The 21,626-nt window shown below is 44.6% G+C and carries 16 protein-coding genes and 1 other annotated feature; of the genes, 14 read left to right on the forward strand and 2 right to left on the reverse strand.

Annotated features, from left to right (window positions below):
* Window positions 1-10: 10 nt before the first annotated feature.
* Together araA and ACIPK1_RS14760 are read left to right on the forward strand one after the other, a co-directional pair.
* Entirely contained in the window at window positions 11-1,435 is a 1,425-nt protein-coding gene (araA, locus tag ACIPK1_RS14755; protein ID WP_034878099.1) for an L-arabinose isomerase, read from the forward strand.
* Window positions 1,436-1,631: 196 nt separating this feature from the next.
* The gene (locus tag ACIPK1_RS14760) at window positions 1,632-3,998 is read left to right on the forward strand and encodes a phosphoketolase (protein WP_008376128.1); all 2,367 of its coding nucleotides are present in this window, start codon (window positions 1,632-1,634) and stop codon (window positions 3,996-3,998) included.
* A 119-nt stretch (window positions 3,999-4,117) separates the two neighbouring features.
* Here ACIPK1_RS14760 and ACIPK1_RS14765 read toward each other — a convergent pair whose 3' ends face one another.
* A complete protein-coding gene (locus ACIPK1_RS14765; protein ID WP_005227268.1) occupies window positions 4,118-5,038 on the reverse strand; it encodes a LysR family transcriptional regulator in 921 nt (306 codons plus the stop codon).
* A gap of 126 nt (window positions 5,039-5,164) precedes the next feature.
* Between ACIPK1_RS14765 and ACIPK1_RS14770 the strand changes: the two genes are divergently transcribed.
* The 11 genes from ACIPK1_RS14770 (at window position 5,165) to ACIPK1_RS14820 (ending at window position 19,057) form a co-directional block, all read left to right on the forward strand.
* Window positions 5,165-6,319 carry a cobalamin-independent methionine synthase II family protein gene (locus ACIPK1_RS14770; RefSeq protein WP_005227269.1) on the forward strand — a complete coding sequence of 385 codons (1,155 nt, stop codon included), beginning with the start codon at window positions 5,165-5,167 and terminating at the stop codon, window positions 6,317-6,319.
* 126 nt (window positions 6,320-6,445) lie between these two features.
* Window positions 6,446-6,680: a binding site (T-box leader), on the forward strand.
* A gap of 306 nt (window positions 6,681-6,986) precedes the next feature.
* Window positions 6,987-7,631, forward strand: coding sequence for an amino acid ABC transporter permease (locus ACIPK1_RS14775; protein WP_010748717.1), 645 nt, complete (start codon window positions 6,987-6,989; stop codon window positions 7,629-7,631).
* A 12-nt stretch (window positions 7,632-7,643) separates the two neighbouring features.
* The gene (locus ACIPK1_RS14780) at window positions 7,644-8,276 is read left to right on the forward strand and encodes an amino acid ABC transporter ATP-binding protein (RefSeq protein WP_005227272.1); all 633 of its coding nucleotides are present in this window, start codon (window positions 7,644-7,646) and stop codon (window positions 8,274-8,276) included.
* A gap of 13 nt (window positions 8,277-8,289) precedes the next feature.
* Window positions 8,290-9,093 (forward strand): amino acid ABC transporter substrate-binding protein, encoded by an 804-nt coding sequence (locus ACIPK1_RS14785; protein WP_005227273.1) that lies wholly within the window; start codon window positions 8,290-8,292, stop codon window positions 9,091-9,093.
* 165 nt (window positions 9,094-9,258) lie between these two features.
* Window positions 9,259-11,697: a DNA translocase FtsK gene (locus ACIPK1_RS14790; protein ID WP_034872062.1), complete on the forward strand. Its 2,439-nt coding sequence runs from the start codon at window positions 9,259-9,261 to the stop codon at window positions 11,695-11,697.
* A gap of 43 nt (window positions 11,698-11,740) precedes the next feature.
* Window positions 11,741-12,442, forward strand: a complete 702-nt coding sequence (locus tag ACIPK1_RS14795; protein WP_005232219.1) for a GntR family transcriptional regulator — start codon at window positions 11,741-11,743, stop codon at window positions 12,440-12,442.
* Window positions 12,443-12,503: 61 nt separating this feature from the next.
* Entirely contained in the window at window positions 12,504-13,304 is an 801-nt protein-coding gene (proC, locus tag ACIPK1_RS14800) for a pyrroline-5-carboxylate reductase (protein ID WP_008376116.1), read from the forward strand.
* Between the two features lie 44 nt (window positions 13,305-13,348).
* The gene (locus ACIPK1_RS14805) at window positions 13,349-14,023 is read left to right on the forward strand and encodes an HAD family hydrolase (protein ID WP_400451263.1); all 675 of its coding nucleotides are present in this window, start codon (window positions 13,349-13,351) and stop codon (window positions 14,021-14,023) included.
* Window positions 14,024-14,070: 47 nt separating this feature from the next.
* On the forward strand, window positions 14,071-14,295 hold the full coding sequence (locus ACIPK1_RS14810; protein WP_223347157.1) for a hypothetical protein: 225 nt from the start codon (window positions 14,071-14,073) through the stop codon (window positions 14,293-14,295).
* 15 nt (window positions 14,296-14,310) lie between these two features.
* Window positions 14,311-17,016, forward strand: a complete 2,706-nt coding sequence (locus ACIPK1_RS14815; RefSeq protein WP_400451264.1) for a YhgE/Pip family protein — start codon at window positions 14,311-14,313, stop codon at window positions 17,014-17,016.
* A 217-nt stretch (window positions 17,017-17,233) separates the two neighbouring features.
* On the forward strand, window positions 17,234-19,057 hold the full coding sequence (locus tag ACIPK1_RS14820) for an APC family permease (protein WP_400451269.1): 1,824 nt from the start codon (window positions 17,234-17,236) through the stop codon (window positions 19,055-19,057).
* Window positions 19,058-19,128: 71 nt separating this feature from the next.
* Here ACIPK1_RS14820 and ACIPK1_RS14825 read toward each other — a convergent pair whose 3' ends face one another.
* Entirely contained in the window at window positions 19,129-20,019 is an 891-nt protein-coding gene (locus tag ACIPK1_RS14825) for a transcriptional regulator (protein WP_008376111.1), read from the reverse strand.
* Window positions 20,020-20,336: 317 nt separating this feature from the next.
* Between ACIPK1_RS14825 and ACIPK1_RS14830 the strand changes: the two genes are divergently transcribed.
* Window positions 20,337-21,587, forward strand: a complete 1,251-nt coding sequence (locus ACIPK1_RS14830) for an extracellular solute-binding protein (RefSeq protein ID WP_008376109.1) — start codon at window positions 20,337-20,339, stop codon at window positions 21,585-21,587.
* The last annotated feature ends 39 nt before the right edge of the window (window positions 21,588-21,626 follow it).

Consider the following 21,626-nt stretch of genomic DNA (forward strand, 5'->3'; position numbering starts at 1 on the left):
AGCAAGTAGAATGTTAGAAATCGGGAAAAAAGAATTTTGGTTCGTCGTAGGATCACAGCACTTATATGGAGAAGAAGCATTACAAGAAGTACGGGATCATGCAGAAGAAATGGTCAAAAGCTTAAATGACAGCTCAAAGCTGCCTTATCCAGTTGTTTTACAAGAACTCGCTGTTACTGCCGATACGATTACGAAAATCATGAAAGAAGTCAACTATCGGGATGAAGTCGCTGGGGTGATCACCTGGATGCACACCTTCTCACCTGCAAAAATGTGGATTCGCGGCACGAAATTATTACAAAAACCATTGCTGCACCTTGCCACTCAATACAATGAACAAATTCCATGGGAAACCATCGATATGGACTTTATGAACTTGAACCAAGCGGCTCATGGTGACCGAGAATACGGATTTATCAATGCCCGTTTGAAAAAGCAAAATAAAATCGTTGTCGGTTATTGGAAAAATGAAGCCATCCAAAAAGAAATTGCTGCTTGGATGGACGTGGCAGTCGGCTACAATGAAAGCTTCCAAATTAAAGTCGCTCGTTTTGGCGACAACATGCGTAACGTTGGGGTGACGGAAGGCGACAAAGTCGAAGCACAGATCCAATTTGGTTGGACCGTTGATTATTTTGGGATCGGCGATTTGGTACAAGTTGTCGATGCGGTGACTGACGAAGAAATCGATGCACTCTTTGAAGAATACAGCCAGCTGTATGATTTCGATTATGGCGATTACGACAAAGAAGAGTGGGCACGTCATGTCAAAGCACAAGCCAAACAAGAAATCGGTCTGCGCCGCTTCCTTGAAGCAGGCGGCTATACGGCATTTACCACGAACTTTGAAGACTTGTATGGTATGCAGCAGTTGCCTGGTTTAGCTGTACAACGCTTGATGGCAGAAGGCTATGGGTTTGCCGGTGAAGGGGACTGGAAAACAGCCGCTATTGACCGCTTGATGAAAATCATGGCTCACAATAAAGCGACTGGCTTTATGGAAGACTACACCTATGAGCTGACACCAGGAAAAGAAGCCATCTTGCAATCCCACATGATGGAAGTCGATCCGGTATTAGCAGCCAGCAAACCAAAAATCGTGGTTTCGCCATTGTCGATGGGGGATCGTGAAGACCCAGCCCGGCTCGTGTTTGACGGCCAAGGCGGCGAAGGTGTCGTGGTTTCGATGGCCGACTTTGGCACTCACTACAAATTATTGATCAATGAAGTCGATGCCTTTGAGCCAACTGAAGAAGCACCAAAACTACCGGTTGCACGAGTAATGTGGACGCCAAAACCAAACTTCCACGATGGCGTCAAACAGTGGATCGAAACAGGCGGTGGCCATCACACCGTTGTCTCACTTGTCCTAAATTCTGATCAGATCGAAACATGGGCGAAACTTGTAGGATTAGAATACGTAACGATCAAATAAGTACCCAATCACAAAAGGAACCGTTGGCGATGCCGGCGGTTTCTTTGCGTTTTTCTTAAGCTTTCTTGCCTTCTGGCTGTAAAGTGCGGGCAAGCAAACCCTTGAAAGCACCAGCAATCAGCAAAATTGACTTTTAAATATAGGGGGCATAGACTTTTATGTAAGAGTGGAACAATGGACTAAAAGGAGGAGCACAATGAAGACAACCTACGATACACCAGAGTATTATCAGAAAATGAACGCTTGGTGGCGAGCAGCCAACTACCTTTCCGTTGGTCAGATCTATTTGAAAGACAATCCCTTATTGCGCCGCCCCATCGAAGAAAAAGATTTAAAAGTGAATCCAATTGGTCACTGGGGAACGATCGCAGGGCAAAATTTTATTTACACCCATCTCAATCGCGTCATCAATAAGTACGACTTAAACATGTTTTATATCGAAGGACCAGGCCATGGCGGACAAGTCATGGTTGCGAATGCTTATTTAGACGGCAGCTACAGCGAGATCTATCCAAAAGCCACCCAAGACGAAGTAGGGATGAAACATCTATTCAAAACCTTCTCTTTCCCAGGTGGGATCGCTTCTCATGCGGCACCTGAAACGCCAGGTTCGATCCATGAAGGCGGCGAGCTAGGCTATTCCATCGCCCACGCTACCGGAGCTATTTTAGACAATCCCGATGTCATTGCAGCAGTAGTGGTCGGTGATGGTGAAGCCGAAACCGGACCATTAGCGGGCAGCTGGTTTTCAAATACCTTTATCAACCCAGTCAATGATGGCGCAATTTTGCCTATCTTGCATTTGAATGGCGCCAAGATTGCCAATCCAACGATTTTGGCTCGTAAAAGTGACCAAGATCTCACGAAATATTTTGAAGGCATGGGTTGGACCCCTTATTTCGTAGAAGGGGACGATCCAGAAGCCGTTCATCCGCAATTGGCACAGAAGATGGATCAAGCCATCGAACAGATCCACGCGATCCAAGCAGAAGCCCGCAAAGGTTCTGCGGAAGAAGCCGCTATGCCTCATTGGCCTGTTTTAATCGTTCGCACACCAAAAGGGTGGACTGGACCGAAAGTCTGGGATGGCGAGCCGATTGAAGGGGGCTTCCGTGCCCACCAAGTGCCGATCCCTGTCAATGCGAAACATATGGAACACGTGGATGCTTTGACGGATTGGCTGCAGTCTTATCGTCCAGAAGAGCTTTTTGACGAAAACGGCCGCATCAACGCTGAGATTCAAGAATTGGCGCCAAAAGGGGAGCAACGGATGGCTGTCAACCCAATCACCAACGGGGGGATCGATCCGCAACCGCTACGCTTGCCAGATTGGCAAGCACATGCCATTGCGATTGAGACACCAGGGGAAACGACGGCCCAAGATATGATGGTCTTTGGGAAATTTGCCCGTGACATCATCAAAGAAAATCCTGACAACTTCCGCATTTTTGGCCCAGATGAAGCCAAATCCAATCGGTTGAACCATGTGTTCGAAGTCACGGACCGCCAATGGTTGGAGCCAAAACATCCTGATTATGATGAATGGCTGTCTTCAGTGGGCCGTGTGATTGATTCACAATTATCAGAACATCAAGCAGAAGGCTTCTTGGAAGGCTATGTGCTGACGGGGCGTCATGGCTTCTTTGCCAGCTACGAGTCATTCCTAAGAGTCGTTGATTCTATGATCACGCAGCACTTCAAATGGTTACGAAAAGCCCATGATCTTGACTGGCGCAACCCGTACCCCTCATTGAATTTGATCGCTTCATCAACGGTCTTCCAACAAGACCATAATGGGTACACCCACCAAGATCCAGGGATCATGACCCATATTGCAGAGAAAAAAGCCGACTTTGTGCGGGTCTACTTGCCAGCCGATGCCAATAGCTTGATGGCTGTCATGGCAGAAACGCTCGCTTCTGAAGAAAAGATCAATCTAGTGGTCTCTTCGAAACACCCACGTCCGCAGTTTTATTCGGCGGATGAAGCGAAAGTGCTTGTCAAAGATGGCTTGAAAGTCATCGACTGGGCATCGACAGATGAAGGACAAGAACCGGACATCGTGATCGCAGCTGCCGGGACGGAACCGAATTTGGAAGCATTAGCTGCTGTTTCCTTGCTGATTGAAGCCTTCCCAGAGTTGAAAGTCCGCTTCATCAATGTGGTCGATCTATTGAAATTGCGTCGTCCAGAAGTCGATCCTCGTGGGTTGAGCGATGAAGCATTCGAAGCCTACTTTACGAAAGACAAACCGATCGTGTTTGCTTTCCACGGGTATGAAGGACTGATTCGCGACATCTTCTTTGGCCGTCGCAACCAACAGCTTCATATTCATGGGTACCGAGAAAATGGCGACATCACGACACCGTTTGATATGCGGATCCTTTCTGAATTGGATCGCTTCCACTTAGCCAAAGACGCCGCCGAATGGGTCTATGGAGAAAAAGCAACGGACTTTGCCAAAAAAATGGCAGACACCGTTGCGTATCACCATGACTTTATTCGAGAAAACGGCTATGATATCGCCGAAGTCGAAGAGTGGGAATGGAAACCATTGCGTTGATTTTTTCTCCATAACACCAACGTAAGACAATTTAAGAACAAAATAAGTACAAAACGATCCGCAACAGGGTCGGGACGCCTTACCAAGGAAGCCCGACCGACTGTCTGCGGATCGTTTTTTTAAAAGACGTCGAAACCGTAATTTTTGATATGCTGTTTCAACAAGGCGAGATAGTCCAAAGCCATCTCACTCAGTTCCATTTTCTTGTGTTTGAGGTAACCTAGTGTCATCGCATCATCGACTTCCAAAGGAATCGCAACGATTTTTTCATCATTCAGCTCACTGCTGATGATCCCAGAGCTGATGGTATAGCCGTTGAGACCCACCATCAAATTGAAGATCGTGGCACGATCGCTGATGCGAATGTGTTTTTTGCGTTGTAAAGTGCTTAAGATCTCTTCAGAAAAGTAGAAGGAATTGGTTTCCCCTTGTTCGTACGACAAATAGGTATAAGGTTCCAAATCAGCTAATGTGATGCTTTTTTTCTGAGTCAGTGGATTTTCTCGGCCGATGAAGACGTGGGGTTTGGCTTCAAATAAAGGAATGAATTGCAGGTCTTTTTCGTGGATCAAACGGGTGAGGACCGTCGTGTTGAAATCATTCAGATAAATGACCCCCAATTCGCTCTTAAACGTCTGGATATCATCCAATACATTTTGTGTTTGGGTCTCCCGCAAGGTGAATTGAAATTCATCTTCCCCTAACTGTTTGACCAGCTCTACGAAGGCGTGGACGACGAAGGCATAGTGCTGTGCAGAAACACTGAAAACATGCTTGCGATGGCTGTCTTTGCGAAAGCGTTCGTCCAAGAGATTGACTTGGTCTAAAACATTTCGAGCATAGTTGAGAAAGGAACGGCCATCATCGGTCAAGGTCACCCCTAATTTACTGCGGTAAAACAGCTGCAGATCATACTCTTTTTCCAACTCTTTCATGGCTTGGGAGAGGGATGGCTGACTGATGAAAAGCTGTTTGGCGGCTTCATTGAAAGAGCCGGTCTCTACGATTTTTTCCAAATATTCAAGCTGCTGGATACGCATGGGAAGCAACCTCCTTTTTGTGTTATAGGTATTGCCTATGGAATATATAAGTTTATAAGTATTATCTATAGTATAAGATGTTTGCTAGAATAAATCTAACAATTTTGAAAACTTTGTATAGGAGGAATGGATATGGCAACAGACAAATTTCAGCTTGTGGGGTCATTGTTACGACCACAAGATTTATTGGACTACAAAAATCAAATCGAGCATCGGGAGGACATCCGCTACCCGTTTTATGATGCGTTTCCTGGCTACCAAGAAACGGAAGCAAAAGCGATCGCTGACATCATTGCAGCGCAAAAAGAACACGGCATTACAGTCATCACAGATGGCGAACATGGCCGCTCGATGTGGCACCTGGATTTTCTCTGGGGATTAAAAGGCGTTGAGCGCTATATCTCCGATCATGGGTATGCCTTTGAAGATTTGGACGGTGGACATTTTGAAACGCGTAAAGACATCGGCATCCGGATCACAGAACCATTATCTGGCAAAAACCATCATTATTTGACATTGTTTAAAGAAACCAAACGCCAAGCTGGCGACCTGCCAGTCAAAATCACCGTCTGGGGGGCTGCCCACGCGTTTACCGAGCTGACTGTCTTTAACGACCTCGTTGGTGAAGGTCAGGTATATCCAACGAAAGAAGCCTTGCGGGAAGGGCTGCTTAACGCCTACAAGGAATTCTTGCAGGAATACCGAGAAGCCGGTGGTGAGATCGTTCAGTTCGATGATTGTTTATGGGAACTATTTGCTGAAGACAATGACAAGAGCTTCTTTACCCAAGGCAATGACGGCTTAGAAGCGTTAGCTGATGAATTCGTGGCGATCAACAACGAAGTCGCTGATTACGCCCACGAATTAGGATTAAAAGTCTGGACCCACAATTGTCGTGGCAATTACCAAAGCCGCGCGGCAGCCAGTGGTACCTACAAAGCGATCGCCGAAAAATTCTTGCGTGACCAGCATTATGACCGCTTTTTCCTAGAGTGGGATGATGACCGTGCCGGTGATATCTCGGCTTTAGAAGCGCTGAAAGATCGCCCAGAAGTGGAGGTTGTCTTAGGCTTATTATCCAGCAAAACCGCCACATTAGACGATGAAGAGCGAGTGATCGCCTTATTAGACAAAGCTAGTCAAATCATTCCTAAGGAGCGGCTTTATCTTTCTCATCAATGTGGCTTTGCCTCTTGTGACTGCGGCAATGAGCTTTCGACTGAGCAGCAATGGGCAAAAATCAAGCAAGGGCAAGCCTTAGCTGAAGCATACTTCGGTTAAGCAGTTGCGTCTTCTTTTCCCTGAATCTTCCCCTCGAAATCGGTGCATGCGACAAAGTTTCGAAAATTTCAGAAAAAATGTTTGACATTTTCTTTAAGAGCGAGTAAAGTAAGACACAACTTAATGAAACAGACATCGAAAAGAAGAGTAGCAAGGCTTGCTGTTTGAAGAGAGTCTCTGGTTGGTGCAAAGAGATAACGCATGGTTGTGAAACACATCTTGGAGTCGTTTTTCCGAAAGAAAAGTAGGAGAGACCGGGTTTGCCCGTTACAGCAGCAGTCATTGATTGATGACTTTCTGAGTTCAGTTGCTGTGAAGCACTGATAAACAAAGGTGGAACCGCGTTGATAACGTCCTTTAGCTGTAATGGCTAGGGGACGTTTTTTTTCTCTTTTTTTGCGGCTCACCGAAAACCGAAAGTGGAAGGATCACAAGGACTGCACGAGGCCTTTTCCTGTGAAGGAAAGGCAAATTGAGGTGGAACCACGTATCTAGCGTCCTCTGGCAAATGCCAGTGTGCGCTTTTTTTGTTTTTCTTTTTTAAAAAATGAAACTTGCCAGTTGCCCTCACCAGCCAACGCCTAGCGTCACATAAGCGTCGGAGCCAACCGTCGCTAAGCTGTATCGCTGCTAATCGAAATTGAAACCTATCAAGGAGGAAGTCACCATGTTTGAGTATTTAGTCAATGTTATGCCCCAACTGATTTCAGGAACTGGAATCACCGTTAAATTGTTCGCACTGACCTTAATCGGGTCCATTCCCTTAGGCATCTTGTTGGCCTTTGTTTTAGCCAGTCGCCTGCGTATTTTGAAATTGATCGTGCAAGTCTACGTATGGTTGATGCGAGGAACGCCTTTATTGCTACAGCTGATCTTCGTATTCTACGGTCTGCCGATCTTAGGGATCGTCTTTGACCGCTTTGAAGCAGCCTTGATCGCCTTTATTATCAATTACGCTGCTTATTTTGCCGAGATTTTCCGTGGAGGGATCCAATCGATTCCAGCCGGACAATACGAAGCCGCGAAAGTCTTGCGTTTGTCCCCGATCCAAACGATCCAAAAAATCATCATCCCACAAGTCGTCAAGATCACCCTGCCATCTGTCGGCAATGAAGTCATCAATCTTGTCAAAGACACATCCCTCGTTTACATCTTAGGATTGTCAGACGTGATGCGAATCGGAAAAATCGCCATGGAGCGAGACAGTACCTTGCTTCCGTTAGTTGGGGTCGGCTTGATCTACTTGGTGATGACAGGCGTCTTTACGTTATTGTTAAAACAAATCGAGACCAAACTGGACTATTACCGTTAGGAGGAACCACATATGTTAGAACTAAAACAAGTATCAAAGTCATTTGGCGCTAAAAAAGTCATCGATCAGCTAGACTTGACGATCGAAGACGGCAGTATCTTAGCGGTGGTCGGTCCTTCCGGTGGTGGGAAAACCACCTTGCTTCGGACACTGGCTGGTTTAGAAACGATCGATTCTGGAAGCTTTTTACTGGATGGCAAAGCCTTTGATCCCACCGACACAAAAGAACAAGAACAAGTCGTCGGTGTCGTCTTCCAAGACTTCCAATTGTTTCCGCACTTGTCAGTTTTTGAAAACATCACTTTGGCGCCAAAAATGGTGCTAAAACAAGACAAGGCCGCGTATACAGCAAAAGCCGAACAGTTGGCAGAAAAACTAGGGTTAAGTGACCTACTAGCCCAATATCCCTTCCAATTGTCCGGGGGGCAGCGGCAACGGGTGGCTATCGCACGAGCGATGGCGATGAATCCCAAAGTGTTGGCCTATGACGAGCCTACCAGCGCCTTAGATCCAGGCTTGAGACAGCAAGTCGAACAGCTGATCTTGGATCTGAAAAAAGAAGGAGTGACCCAGATCGTGGTGACCCATGATTTGGTTTTTGCCGAAAATATCGGTGATCAATTATTAAAAGTAGCAGGAGAATAAGGGGGAGAACAAAATGAAAAAATTACTATTGACGGGAATCGCAGCAGCAAGTGTATTTTTATTAGGGGCGTGTGGCAGTAGCAATGACACCACAACCAGTGCCGCTGACAAAGAAGAAGTGATCGTCGGCCTAGACGATACCTTCGTACCGATGGGCTTTAAAGACGACCAAGGCAACATCGTTGGGTTTGATGTGGATTTAGCCACAGCGATTTTGGATCTAACAGGAACCAAAGTCAAATTTCAACCAATCGATTGGTCCATGAAAGAAACCGAACTAAGCAATGGCACCATCGATATGATCTGGAACGGGTATACCAAAACCGCAGCTCGTGAAGAAAAAGTATTGTTTACAGATACTTATATGGAAAACAAACAAGTCTTAGTCACAGCAAAAGCCAGCGGCATTACTAGCTTTGATGATATGGAGGGCAAAGTCTTAGGTGCCCAAGAAGGTTCTTCTGGTTATGAGACCTTCAACAACCAACCGGAAGTTTTGAAGGATCTCGTAGACGGCAATGACGCAACCTTGTATGCCAGCTTTAATGAAGCCTTTATCGATCTAGAAAACGGTCGGATCGACGGTCTTTTGATCGACCGCGTCTACGCAGAATATTATTTGACTCAAACAGGCAAAACCGATGACTTCAACGAAATCGAAAGCCCTTTTGAAGCAGAAGATTTTGCTGTAGGTGTGCGTAAAGACGATCAAGCCATGGCAGATAAAATCAATGATGGTTTGAAAGAATTGCAAGACAATGGTACCTTTGCTGAAATCTCTGAAAAGTGGTTTGGCGAAGACGTCACACCAAACTAAAAAACAAGTCAACAAGAGGCACTGGCTGCTTAGCAGCTGGTGTTTTTTTCATCATTTAAGAAATTTTCGCTTAAATTCCAACAGCTAACCAAAATTTCTCACAGGAAAACTTTTGTTCGCCTTCTTTTTTCGTTATAATAGGGAAAGATGAAAAGAGGGATAGAAATGGCGCAAAAAAAACGCGCAAAGAAACGCAAAACAAAAAAACAACAAAAACAGCAAGAGAAATTAATGCTGGTCGGCGTCGGCCTGCTCTTTGTCTTGTTTTCGATATTTGGCTTTTTCCATTTAGGTTTTTTAGGAACCTTGATTGCCAACGGGTTTCGGATCGTTGGCGGAAACACGTACCAATTTTTGAGTGTTGCCCTAGCTGCTTATGGTGTCTGGTTAGCGATCAAAACGACCGATGCTCGGTTTAAGAGCATTCGGCGAGTGATCGGCTGTATATTGGTGTATTTTGGTTTACTGATCATCCTCCATGCGCAAATCTTTAGTAATGTGGTGGGAGAACAAGCCAATATCTTCCAAACGACGTGGATGACGCTGTTAGGCGATATCCGGCGCAGCCAAGTGACCCAAAATGTCGGGGGCGGAATGATTGGCGCCATGCTTTATGGGGCGACCTATTTTCTTGTTTCCCAGATCGGCAGCTACATCATCGCTGTTTTACTCATGCTGATCGGGGCGTTCTTGTTCAGCCAAATGAGCAGCCACGAGTTAGTGGAGCACCTGCAAGTAGCTGGTGACAAGCTGCAGCGGTTGTTAGAAGGCTCTCCAGAAAAGCAAGCCGAACGAGAAGCCCGCAAAGCGGAACGAGCAGCAGAGAAACAAGCGGCGAAAGAAGCCAAAAAAGAAGCCGAGCGAGCAGCAGTCATGGCGGAGATCAAAGAAAAGAATCAAGTCCGACCAATGACAGAAGACGAAAAATCAGCAAAAGAACAGCAGATGCAAGCGCCAGCTGATTTTGAACCAGAGCAGCTGAGCTTTGTACCCATCGACCACTTCCAAGAATTGCCGCAAGCGGCGGCACCAGAGGCCGCTCAAGCACCGCATCCAGCAGGAAACAAACCGGGACCAAGCAAAAAGGTCAATGAAGACGGGGAGATCCTCGATGACGATGGTGAAGTATTGGAATTTGAGATTTCGGAAGAAGCTGAAAATCGTGATTATGAATTGCCTTCAGCGCAATTACTCGATTCGATCCCTTCAACGGATCAAAGCAGCGAGTACAAAAAGATCGAACAAAATATTGGTGTGTTAGAAACCACCTTCCAAAGCTTCGGTGTTGACGCAAAAGTCGTCAAAGCTAGCTTAGGACCAGCAGTAACCAAATTCGAAGTTCAACCAGCAGTAGGGGTCAAAGTCAGCAAAATCGTCGGGTTGACCGATGATATCGCCTTAGCCTTGGCCGCCAAAGATGTGCGGATGGAAGCGCCGATCCCAGGGAAATCATTGATTGGGATCGAAGTTCCAAACAGCGCAGTTAGCATGGTTTCATTCCGAGAAGTGATCGAAGCCCAACCAGATCATCCAGATAAACTATTAGAAGTACCTTTAGGACGCGATATTTCTGGCCGTGTCCAAACGGCAGACTTAACGAAAATGCCCCATCTCTTGATTGCCGGATCGACCGGGAGCGGGAAGTCCGTAGCCATCAACGGCATCATCACCAGTATTTTGATGCGGGCAAAACCCCATGAAGTCAAACTGATGATGATCGACCCGAAAATGGTTGAATTAAATGTTTACAATGGGATTCCCCATCTCTTGACACCCGTTGTGACCAATCCTCGCAAAGCGGCGCAAGCGTTGCAAAAAGTGGTCAAGGAAATGGAAGAACGCTACGAAAAATTTGCGGCAACTGGGGTCCGAAATATTACTGGCTACAACGATTTAGTAATCAATAAGAATTTAGAAGATGGCGAAAATCGTCCGATCTTGCCATTCATTGTGGTGATCGTTGATGAGTTAGCTGACTTGATGATGGTTGCTAGCAACGAAGTCGAAGATGCCATCATTCGTTTGGCACAAATGGCGCGGGCAGCTGGTATCCATATGATCTTAGCAACGCAACGACCAAGTGTGGATGTCATTACAGGGATCATCAAAGCCAATGTTCCATCACGGATGGCGTTTGCTGTTTCCAGCGGTGTCGATTCTCGGACCATCATTGATGGGAACGGGGCCGAAAAACTGCTGGGCCGCGGTGACATGCTGTATCTGCCGATGGGTGAGAACAAACCGATTCGGGTCCAAGGGGCCTTTATTTCCGACCAAGAAGTCGAACGAGTGGTTGAATTCGTGACAGATCAGCAAGAAGCCAATTATGAAGAAAAAATGATGGTCACTGAGGAAGAAACGAGTGCCGGCAGCAGCGGACAACCACAAGATGAGCTGTTCGAAGACGCCAAAGCCCTTGTGGTGGAAATGCAGACCGCCAGCGTTTCTCTCTTGCAGCGACGTTTTCGCATCGGCTATAACCGAGCGGCTCGGTTAGTGGATGAATTAGAAGATCAAGGCGTCGTTGGCCCTTCTGAAGGCAGCAAGCCACGGAAAGTCTTGATCGAGCCGCAACCAGAAGACATTCCTACCTTTGATGAATAAGGAGAACACCAGACCAATCCAATGAGAGAAAGGCGAGATAGCAATGAAACGCAAACACATTCTTTACCGTGATGTTGCCGATAAGCTCAAAGAAGACATCATGTCGGGTCGCTACCCGATTGGTTCATTTTTACCGACGGAAACAGAATTGGAAGCTACCTTCAATGTCAGCAAGATCACTGTCCGCAAAGCCATCGAATTGTTAGCGGCAGATGAGTATGTGGAAAAACGCAGCGGACGTGGGACGACGGTTTTAAGCAATCGCCCCTACAACAAGCTGTCAAAAGGCACGACGTTTAGCCAATTGCTTGAAAAGACCGGCAAGGAATACACAAAGAAAAACCTCAGCTATGAATTAGTCGAACTTGCGCCTGAACACCCTGCGTATTCTTTGATGGGCAAAGAAGTCATGCGTTTACGTCGCATGTACTATTTTGACCACCAACCTTTTATTTACTATGAGTACCATTTGCCAAAGCAACTAAAGGGAACCTCCATCGAGGTCTTTGAAGAAAAATCATTGTATCGCCTATTGGATGAACATCGAATGATCATCGATCGCTTTCAAGATGCGTTTGTGGCAACGACGTTGACTGAAGAGCAACAGAAGTTTATGATCACGCCGGAGGTCGCTGCCTTGAAACGAACCCGTTATTCGTATGATCTACAAGGAGAAGTGGTAGAATATACAGAAGGGATCTATAACACTGCCTTGCATCCGTATATGATCGAATTTGAAGCCTAGTCATTGATTAGGCTTTTTTAGCAAAAAGTGGTACCAAAATCAGAAGTGGAGCGTGAAATACATGAGAAAAATCGCCTTTTTAGGAGCCGGTAACATGGCAAAAGCTATCATTAATGGCTTGATTGCAGCAAAGCTGTATGAACCAGCAGAGATCTTGGTTTATAACCATCGCTACGAGCCGACTTTGGCACAATTAGAAAAAGAAACCGGGATCACTGGGACAACTAAGCTGGCGGATGTCACAGAAAAAGCAGAGATCTTCGTCTTAGCAGTCAAACCTTTTGTCTTTCCCCGCTTGCTTGCTGATTTAAAAGCAGGATTGACTGAGGAACATTTGCTAGTATCCATTGCCGCGGGTGTGACGATCGCGCAAATGGAAGAAATCATCGGTGCGCACAAAATCGTGCGGGTCATGCCAAATACCCCCGCACTTGTCGGCGAAGGGATGTCTTCTATCAGCCCCAACGGTCAAGTAACGGAAGCCGAAGCCAACGAAGTCAAACAACTTTTTGAAAGCCTTGGGAAAGCCGAGCAAGTACCAGAAAGCATGATCGATGCAGTCATTGGTGTCAGTGGTTCTTCGCCAGCCTACACGTATTTATTCATTGAAGCTTTGGCAGATGGAGCAGTGGCAGAAGGTATGCCGCGGCCGATGGCGTATGAATTTGCTGCTCAAGCGGTATTAGGCGCAGCGAAGATGGTATTAGAGACGAAGGAACACCCAGGCGTCTTAAAGGATCGTGTCAGCTCGCCAGGGGGCACAACGATCCAAGCAGTTAAAACCTTAGAGGAAAATGGCTTTCGTGCGGCTGTCATCAAAGCAGTGCAAGCAGCTGCTGACAAAAGTCGGGAAATGTCTTGATCCCTATAAGTGAGAGGAAAATCTAGCAAAACGAAGGAGCGTTTATGAAAGAACTTTTGATTTTTGATTTTGATGGATTGTTAGTCGATACTGAAAAAGTCTATTTTGATGGGTGGTTGGCTCTATTTAAAAAGTATCAGCTTCCGATTACAGCCGCTGATATTTTTGGTTGGCGTGGTCAAAGTTGGCAACAGACGGCTAGTAAATTAGCCGACCTCGTAGGCGGTCAGCAGCGGGTGCAGGAATTACGAGCAGAACGGGAAGTCTATATTGCCCAGCAAATAACCGATGGCACCTTCAAAACCAAACCCTATGCGAAAGAAACCATCGCCTTGGCTCGTGAGAAAGGCTTCCAAACGGCATTAGCCACCTCGACGATGAAAAAAAGAGCCTCTGAATTGTTGACGCATTTCGATTTGTTGCAGGCCTTTGACTATCAGACCTTTGGCGATGACGTCTCCGCCCATAAGCCTGATCCAGCACCTTACTTGCTGACTTTAGAAAAAGCGCAAGTCGCAGCAGAAAAAGCATTAGTCATGGAAGATTCTCTTGTGGGAGCAACAGCTGCGACACGTGCGGAGATCGATGTCGTGTTGATTCCCGATCAAAGTTTTGATCAAGTCTACTCCCCAGAAGAGAAGGCCGGACTTCAGTTATATGGCGAAGCCACCTCACTGAAATATGTGTATGAGTTATTGGCAAAGGATCAACTGAAATAACACCTAAAAAAGCTTCCTTTTTCGTTGCAGAAAAAGGAAGTTTTTTTGTGAAGAAAAGACCGGTAAAAAAACAGTTCAAAGGATATGAGTGGTTTGTTTTTCGGCATCATGGTAAAGTTAAAGAAAGTTTAACAATAAGCGAAAAAAAACAAAAAGTAAAGGGGTTTCATTTTGACAAAAACGTCCATTTGTCAAAAGGACTTTTCTTGGTCGATCGTAGCCGTTGGCGGCGGGGGAAAAACATGGTAAATTATCCTTCGACGAAGAACTAGTGGGGGAAGAAAAAAATGAATAAACTAAAGAATGTTTTCTATTTATATAAACTGGACTGGAAACGAATTTTCAGCAATCCAATCTCTGCATTTTTGATCATTGCCTTAATGATCTTACCCTCGCTTTATGCGTGGTTCAATATCAAAGCACTTTGGGATCCATATGGCAACACCAGTGAATTGCCAATCGCCGTGTATAGTGCGGATAAAGGGGCAGAATTTCAAGGCAAGCATATCGATATCGGTGATGAAGTCATCGACACCCTCCATGATAACAAACAGTTAGGCTGGCGTTTCGTGGATTCAAAAGAGGACTTGGTAGAAGGGGTCAAATCAGGAAAATATTACGCCGGTATTTATCTGCCAGCTGATTTTTCAGATGATCTGATCAGCTTTACCAGCGGGACAATTGAAAAACCGACCATTGAGTATTACAGCAACCAAAAAATCAACGCCATCGCACCAAAAATCACCGAAAAAGGAGCCAGCAGTCTTCAAGAAGAAATCTCACAAAACTTTATTGAGACTGCCAGCTCCACGTTAATAAAAGTCTTCAATGAAATCGGCTATGACATTGATTCCAACTTAGTCAGCATCAACAAAGTCAAATCCATGATCTTAGATACCGATGACAATTTGGCTACGATCGACGGTTATACGAAAGAGATCGTCACCTTGCATGATAAGTTTCCAGAAATCAAAGAAAAGATCGCAAAAGCCGAAGAATTTACCGATTATATCCCGCAAGTGGATGCCATGGGGGAAAAACTGATTGGCCTAAACGATAAGCTGCCGACATTGAAGAAAGAAGCCAGCATCATTTTGACCTTGCAAGAGAAGATCCCAGAGATCCAAAATGCCGGCAAACAATTGAAGATGATCGATGATGATTTTGATGACATTGCCAGCACCATGACGGACGGCATCGATACCGCCAAGCAAGGACTGCAAGTCATTGAACAAGTGCAAGCCGCGTTACCACAGATCGAACAACTAGGCGACCAAGCCGCCAGCTTCGCCACAGCGACCAAAGATGGGGCGCAACAGTTGCAAGATGCCCTGCCAAGTATTTCTAGCAGTGTGAAGGTGACGATTCAGTCGATCAGTCAAGTGGCAACCACCACTGCTGGGCTGACAAATACGATTCGTCAAGCACTCGCTGACAATGAACTAACGGATAAAGAGCGTCAAGCGATCAGTGCAACGATCACTGACTTTCAAAAGAACATCCAGCAACAACAAGCAGCCTTGGATTCCTTGATTGCCTTTTTAACCAATATTCAGAATTCCGGTAGCAATGCTGATTTAGAAGGCATTATTACGCAACTAAGCAATGCCAAAACATCGCTAGGTGTTTTATCTGACCGCTTATCGCAATTGAATAACCTTGTTCAAAATGGGTCTGTTGATGAAATTACAGCGTACCTCGATCAAGTTACCGTAGCTGCTCAAAACATCGCTGATCTTATGAACAGCATCAAAGTTGATTCAATCACCACCACCATCAACAACATTCTAACTGAACTAATCAAAACCATCACCACCGCCGAAGATGTCTTGAAAAAAGCCCAAGAGATCGATTTTGACTCGTTGCTGTCTTCCACCAAATCAGTGGTCAGCAATGCCGTGACGATTTTGGAAAAATACCAAAAAGAATTGCCTGCCATCAAGCAAGAATTGCACGATGCCAATACGATGCTGAATGGTCATATGGATGAAATCGTCAATGCCATCAACAAAGGAGCCGACCTGTACAACAACGAATTGCCAGTGGTCGAAGAAAAATTAGGGCTGGCCGTAAACTTCTTGCAAAACGATTGGCCAACCATCAAATCAGAAATCAGTTCTACGATGGCGATGGTGGATGAAAAACTGCCAGAAGTTGAAAAAGCCTTGGATGCGGCTGTCGATTTGATCAATAACGATTGGCCGAGCATCAAAGCAGGCATCCACAAAGCCGCTGATGCGATCCGAGCAGGCGAAAATGAAGTCGATCTCGGGGAAGTCATCAAATTATTGAAACTTGATGCCACGGATGAAGCCGACTTCTTCAAACAACCAGTGGAATTAAAAAGCAATGAAATCTATCCAATCGCCAACAATGGTTCAGCTAGTACACCGTTTTATACCGCATTGTGTTTGTGGGTAGGGGCATTATTGTTGTCAAGTGTCGCTACAACGGAGTATCATTTAGAGAAGAAAGACAAAAAACGCTTTACACAACGTGAAACCTTTGTGGCACGAATGCTGACGTTCTTGACGATGGCAGTCGCCCAAAGTTTGATCGTGACCCTAGGAAATATGTTTTTATTAGGCGTTGATGTCCACAATCCAGTGTACAGTGTCTTCTTCGCATTACTCGTCGGACTCGCCTTTATGATGATCGTCTACGTACTGGCGGGACTGTTTGGCAACCTCGGGAAAGGGATCGCCATCATTATTTTGGTTCTCTCCATTTCAGGTGGGGGAGGAAACTACCCAATCCAAGTCTCTGGGAAGTTCTTCCAATTCATTAATCCGCTACTGCCGTTTACTCATGCGGTCAATCTGTTAAGAGAATCAGCCGGTGGGATCTATTGGCCAAATGCTATCCCGCAGTTGATCATTTTAACGATTTTGTTCCTAGTCTTTGGGATCGTCGGTACGTACGCGTATCCTTATCTAGTCAACTCTACGAAGAAACTAAGTGACATTTCCAAAGAAAGTCATTTCTTCCACTAAAATCTTAAAGCAGAAAGAGCATTTGTTCTTTCTGCTTTTGTGCCATCACGTGAAATTTCTAATAATCAAAAGAGGGAAAAAGGGTCGTTTTTTCATCTGATTTTCATTGACTTTTCGCGGTTACAAGAGTAGCATACAGTCTTGATAATTCAATATTTGTGAGGATATCGTTACAAGTTTAACGAAGGATTTTTTCATGAAAAGGAGTGTAGAAAAAGTGGAGTATTTGAAACGTTTGTTGGTCGGACGTCCATTGAAATCCGCAGAGAATGATGAACAAAAACTGAGCCGGACGGCGGCCCTTGCGTTGCTATCTTCTGATGCTTTGTCTTCGATTGCTTATGGGACAGAGCAGATCGTTGTCGTATTAGTGGCACTTTCCGCTGCTGCTATCTGGTATTCATTGCCGATCGCTGCTTTTGTTATTATTCTTTTGATTTCATTGACCTTGTCTTACCGTCAGATCATTCATGCATACCCTCACGGTGGTGGGGCGTATGTAGTAAGTAGTGAAAATTTAGGGAAAAATGCGGGCCTGATTGCCGGCGGCTCACTGTTGATCGATTATATGCTGACAGTAGCAGTATCCGTCTCAGCAGGGGCAGAAGCCATCACTTCTGCTGTGCCAGCGTTGTTCGGCCATCAAGTGGCGATTTCTGTCGTGATCGTGCTCTTGATCATGATGATGAATCTGCGAGGGTTGCGAGAATCAGCTAGCTTCTTGATGATTCCTGTCTACACCTTTATCGCAGTGATCACAGTCTTGATCGTGGTCGGTTTGTACAACATCGTAACGGGTGCGCAACCGTTAAATGCAACCGCACTACCGGGAGCGGTCGTACCTGGGGTATCCGTGGCCTTGATTTTACGGGCTTTCTCATCAGGTTCCTCTTCTTTGACAGGGGTCGAAGCGATCAGTAACGCGGTGCCGTTTTTCAAAAAACCACGGGCGAAAAATGCAGCTGCGACCTTGACAATCATGGCGTCGATTTTAGGGTTCTTCTTTGTCGGCATCACTTTTATCAACTATTGGTATGGTATCGTACCAGAAACAGAAGTGACCGTTCTATCTCAAATCGGTTCCGCCGTTTTTGGTCATGGGTTTATGTACTACGTTTTGCAATTTGCCACAGCGCTGATTTTAGCAGTTGCCGCAAATACCGGATTTTCAGCTTTCCCCGTGTTGGCGTATAACCTAGCGAAAGACAAATATATGCCGCATATGTATCAAGACCGTGGGGACCGTCTTGGCTACTCGAACGGAATCATCACCTTGGCTGCTGGTTCCATCGTCCTATTGTTTATCTTCCAAGGATCGACCGAGCGTTTGATTCCGTTGTATTCCATCGGGGTATTCATTCCTTTTGCACTATCCCAAAGCGGAATGGTGATCAAATGGAAAAAAGAAGGCAAAGGCTGGTTCTTTAAATCGATCGCCAACATCGTTGGGGCTTTGATTTCCTTTGCGATCATTGCCATCTTGTTCGTGTATCGCTTAGGCGATATTTGGCCATTCTTTATTATCATGCCGATCCTCTTGTATATTTTTTACAAGATCCATGATCATTATAAAAAAGTCGCAGAACAGCTGCGATTGGAAAAACAAGAAGCACTACATGTTTATGAAGGAAATACCGTGATCGTTCTAGTCGGAAATGTTACCCGAGTAAATATCGGCGCATTGAACTATGCCCAATCGATTGGTGATTATGTCGTGGCGATGCACGTCTCATTGGATGAAGATGTGAAGAAAGAAAAAGAGATCGAACAAGAATTTAAGCAAAAATTCCCAGACGTGCGTTTCTCCGTCGTTCATTCTTCGTATCGTTCGATTGAAAATCCAATCTTGCGTTATGTGGATCTAGTCAGCCGCAATGCAGCCAAACACAATTACACAACGACCGTCATCATTCCACAGTTTGTCCCAAGACGTCGCTGGCAAAATATTTTGCACAACCAAACAAGCCTGCGCTTGCGTTTCAGACTCTCTTGGCGTGAGAACATCATTGTAAGTACGTACAGTTACCATTTGAAGAAATAACAAAAACGCTAGTTTAGCGACCTGATTCCCAAAAGAAATGTTTGGGTCAGCCGCTAAGACTAGCGTTTTTTTTAGCTATAAAACATTTTTAGTTTGATATCTTGATCGTAATTCCCAAACCCTTTGCCAAAGAGGGTACAACCGCCGACATGCTCGGCATCTTCTTTGACTTCCACTTTTAAATGCCACGTATCTTCGTAGGCAGGTATATCCTTGATCGTAATGTCGGAAAGAGGAACACCTTCCATGTAGGTTCCATGATCCATGATGCGAATCGTCTTTAATAACCCGTACTGATTGAGATTGTCTGGATACCAATCCGGTGTATACTTGCCGCGAATATCTGCAAAATCCCCTGGGCTAGTCCATGTACCAAGCTCCACACCATTTAAGCTGAAGGTGATATCTGACGGCCAGTTGTTATTGGAAAAAGGAAATTCAGACGAAACTTCCATTGAAATCTCCATCATTTCGAGTTTTTCTTCTTTTGCTAAGAAGTTTGGCGATTGGTATTCGACAAATCCTTTCGTAAACCACAAGATGCGGGCATCCATTCGTCGGGGATCCATGAAAAACTTCGGTTCATCCACCATTCCCACAAAATCAGCTGAAGTAGCAAGCCCGCACGTTGGTTCTACCGAATAATTTGTATAATGACCGATCGGTATCGCCGTTTCTTTCGTATCAAAGGCATTAAAGATTTTCTCAGGAAAGTTGATATCGATATGGTCCACTCTCAAACTGGAAATCTTTTTTTGCCCTACACGCTCTGTTTTGATGATTTTGGCTTCTTCTAATTTTTTGATATGCATCGTAATGATAGCGCTGCTTAAGCCTAACTCTTGTGCCAACTCTTTGACATTCATCTTGTTTTTAGCCAGCAATTGAATGATTTTGATTCGCACGTTACTGGCAAGTGCCTCATAGACAGGCAATGCTTCTTGATTGATTTCTAATTGCATCGTGTCACCTCCGCTTAAACTGTTTGATTTACTTGAATGTTAACATATTTGCTAATTTGTGTAAATAGCGTTGTTTATTTCGTTAGTTATTAATATATTTGTTAATTAATATAGATATTACCCTTGATAAATTAATCAAAATATTGTTGACAGCGATTACAAATCAAGTTATGATTTATTTGTAAATTGAAAGTGTTTGCAAACGCTAGAAATGAATAATGCAATTATAAATGCTGGGATAGCAAATAAGAGAAGGAGGATAGGCGTGTGTTCGGCTTCAAAGACCAAAATTCAATTTCTATGAAAGAGGGAAAAACATGAAGAAGAAACTTATTATTATTGGTGCTTTAGTTGCAGTCGTTGCAGTTGCCCTTATTGGTTTTAATCGTTATCAGGCAGCGGAAAAAGAAAAATACACGATTAATTTTTGGTCACCCCTTACTGGTGATGATGGCGCTTATATGGATCAGATCGTAAATGAATTCAATGAACAATCAGGTTCCGATTATACAATCAATCATGTGATCACGTCTGATATGTATACTAAATTAAGTACGGTTGTTAGTTCTAAAAGTGGGATTCCAGATTTGACTTTGATGCATTCTTATAAAGTAGAGGAATTTGTCAATTCCGATATTATTGATCCGGTTGATCGTCTGGTTTCTTATCAACCTGAGTTAGAAGAAAGCAATTATTTAGATACAGCGTGGAATGCAGGAAAAATCGGCGATACTCAATATACGATCCCATTAGATATCCATGCCAGTGCCATGTATTACAATCAAGATCTTTTAGAAAAATACAATGTCACTTCTTGGCTAGACGATAACATCGTGACGTTTGATGAAATGATGTCATTAGCAGGGCAGATGGAAGAAGGCGATTATGTCGTAAATAATGCGTTACTTTCTTGGGTTATCTTAGCGCAAATCCGTAACTTAGGTGGCGCAATTTCTGACGATGCTGGGAACCCGACGGTGAATACGCCAGAAATGAAAGAAGCGTTAGAAAAAATTAAAGCGTTAACAGATGCAGGTTTGATGACACCTTATGGAGAAGATGGGTATTTGATGTTCCAAGGCGGAAACGTACTCTTATCAACAGATGGTACTTGGACTTCCACCGCTCATGATGCGGTTGAGGGCTTGAATTGGGGCGTAACAAATATTTATTCGACTTCAGATGACATCGCAACTAACCGAGCAGCTTCTCATATGTTTGGCATGTTGAAGAGTGAAAGCAGAACAGAAGAAAAAGAAGAAGTAATCGCACAATTTTTAGAATTCGTTCGTACAAACTCGATCGAATGGGCAAAAGCCGGTCAAATCGTTGCAAGTAAAGATATTTTAGAAAGTGATGATTACCAACAATACCCACAATCATTCTTTACTTCTACACCAGAGGAAGAAGAAACACTTTACATCTTTGACTACGTTTATTTCTCTTATGTCTTAGAAGCATTAGATGTTTATAGTACAGATATCGCTTACGGTGAATTAGATATGGATGAAGGATTAGCAACGATGCAACAATATGTCGAAGATAAGATTGCAGAAGTAGCTAGATAAGTGAAGGGGGGATAATTCTATCCCCTTTTCCAATTTTTA

Source organism: Enterococcus sp. NPDC086594 (genome assembly GCF_044746145.1).
In the GTDB taxonomy this organism is placed as follows: domain Bacteria; phylum Bacillota; class Bacilli; order Lactobacillales; family Enterococcaceae; genus Enterococcus_D; species Enterococcus_D entomosocium.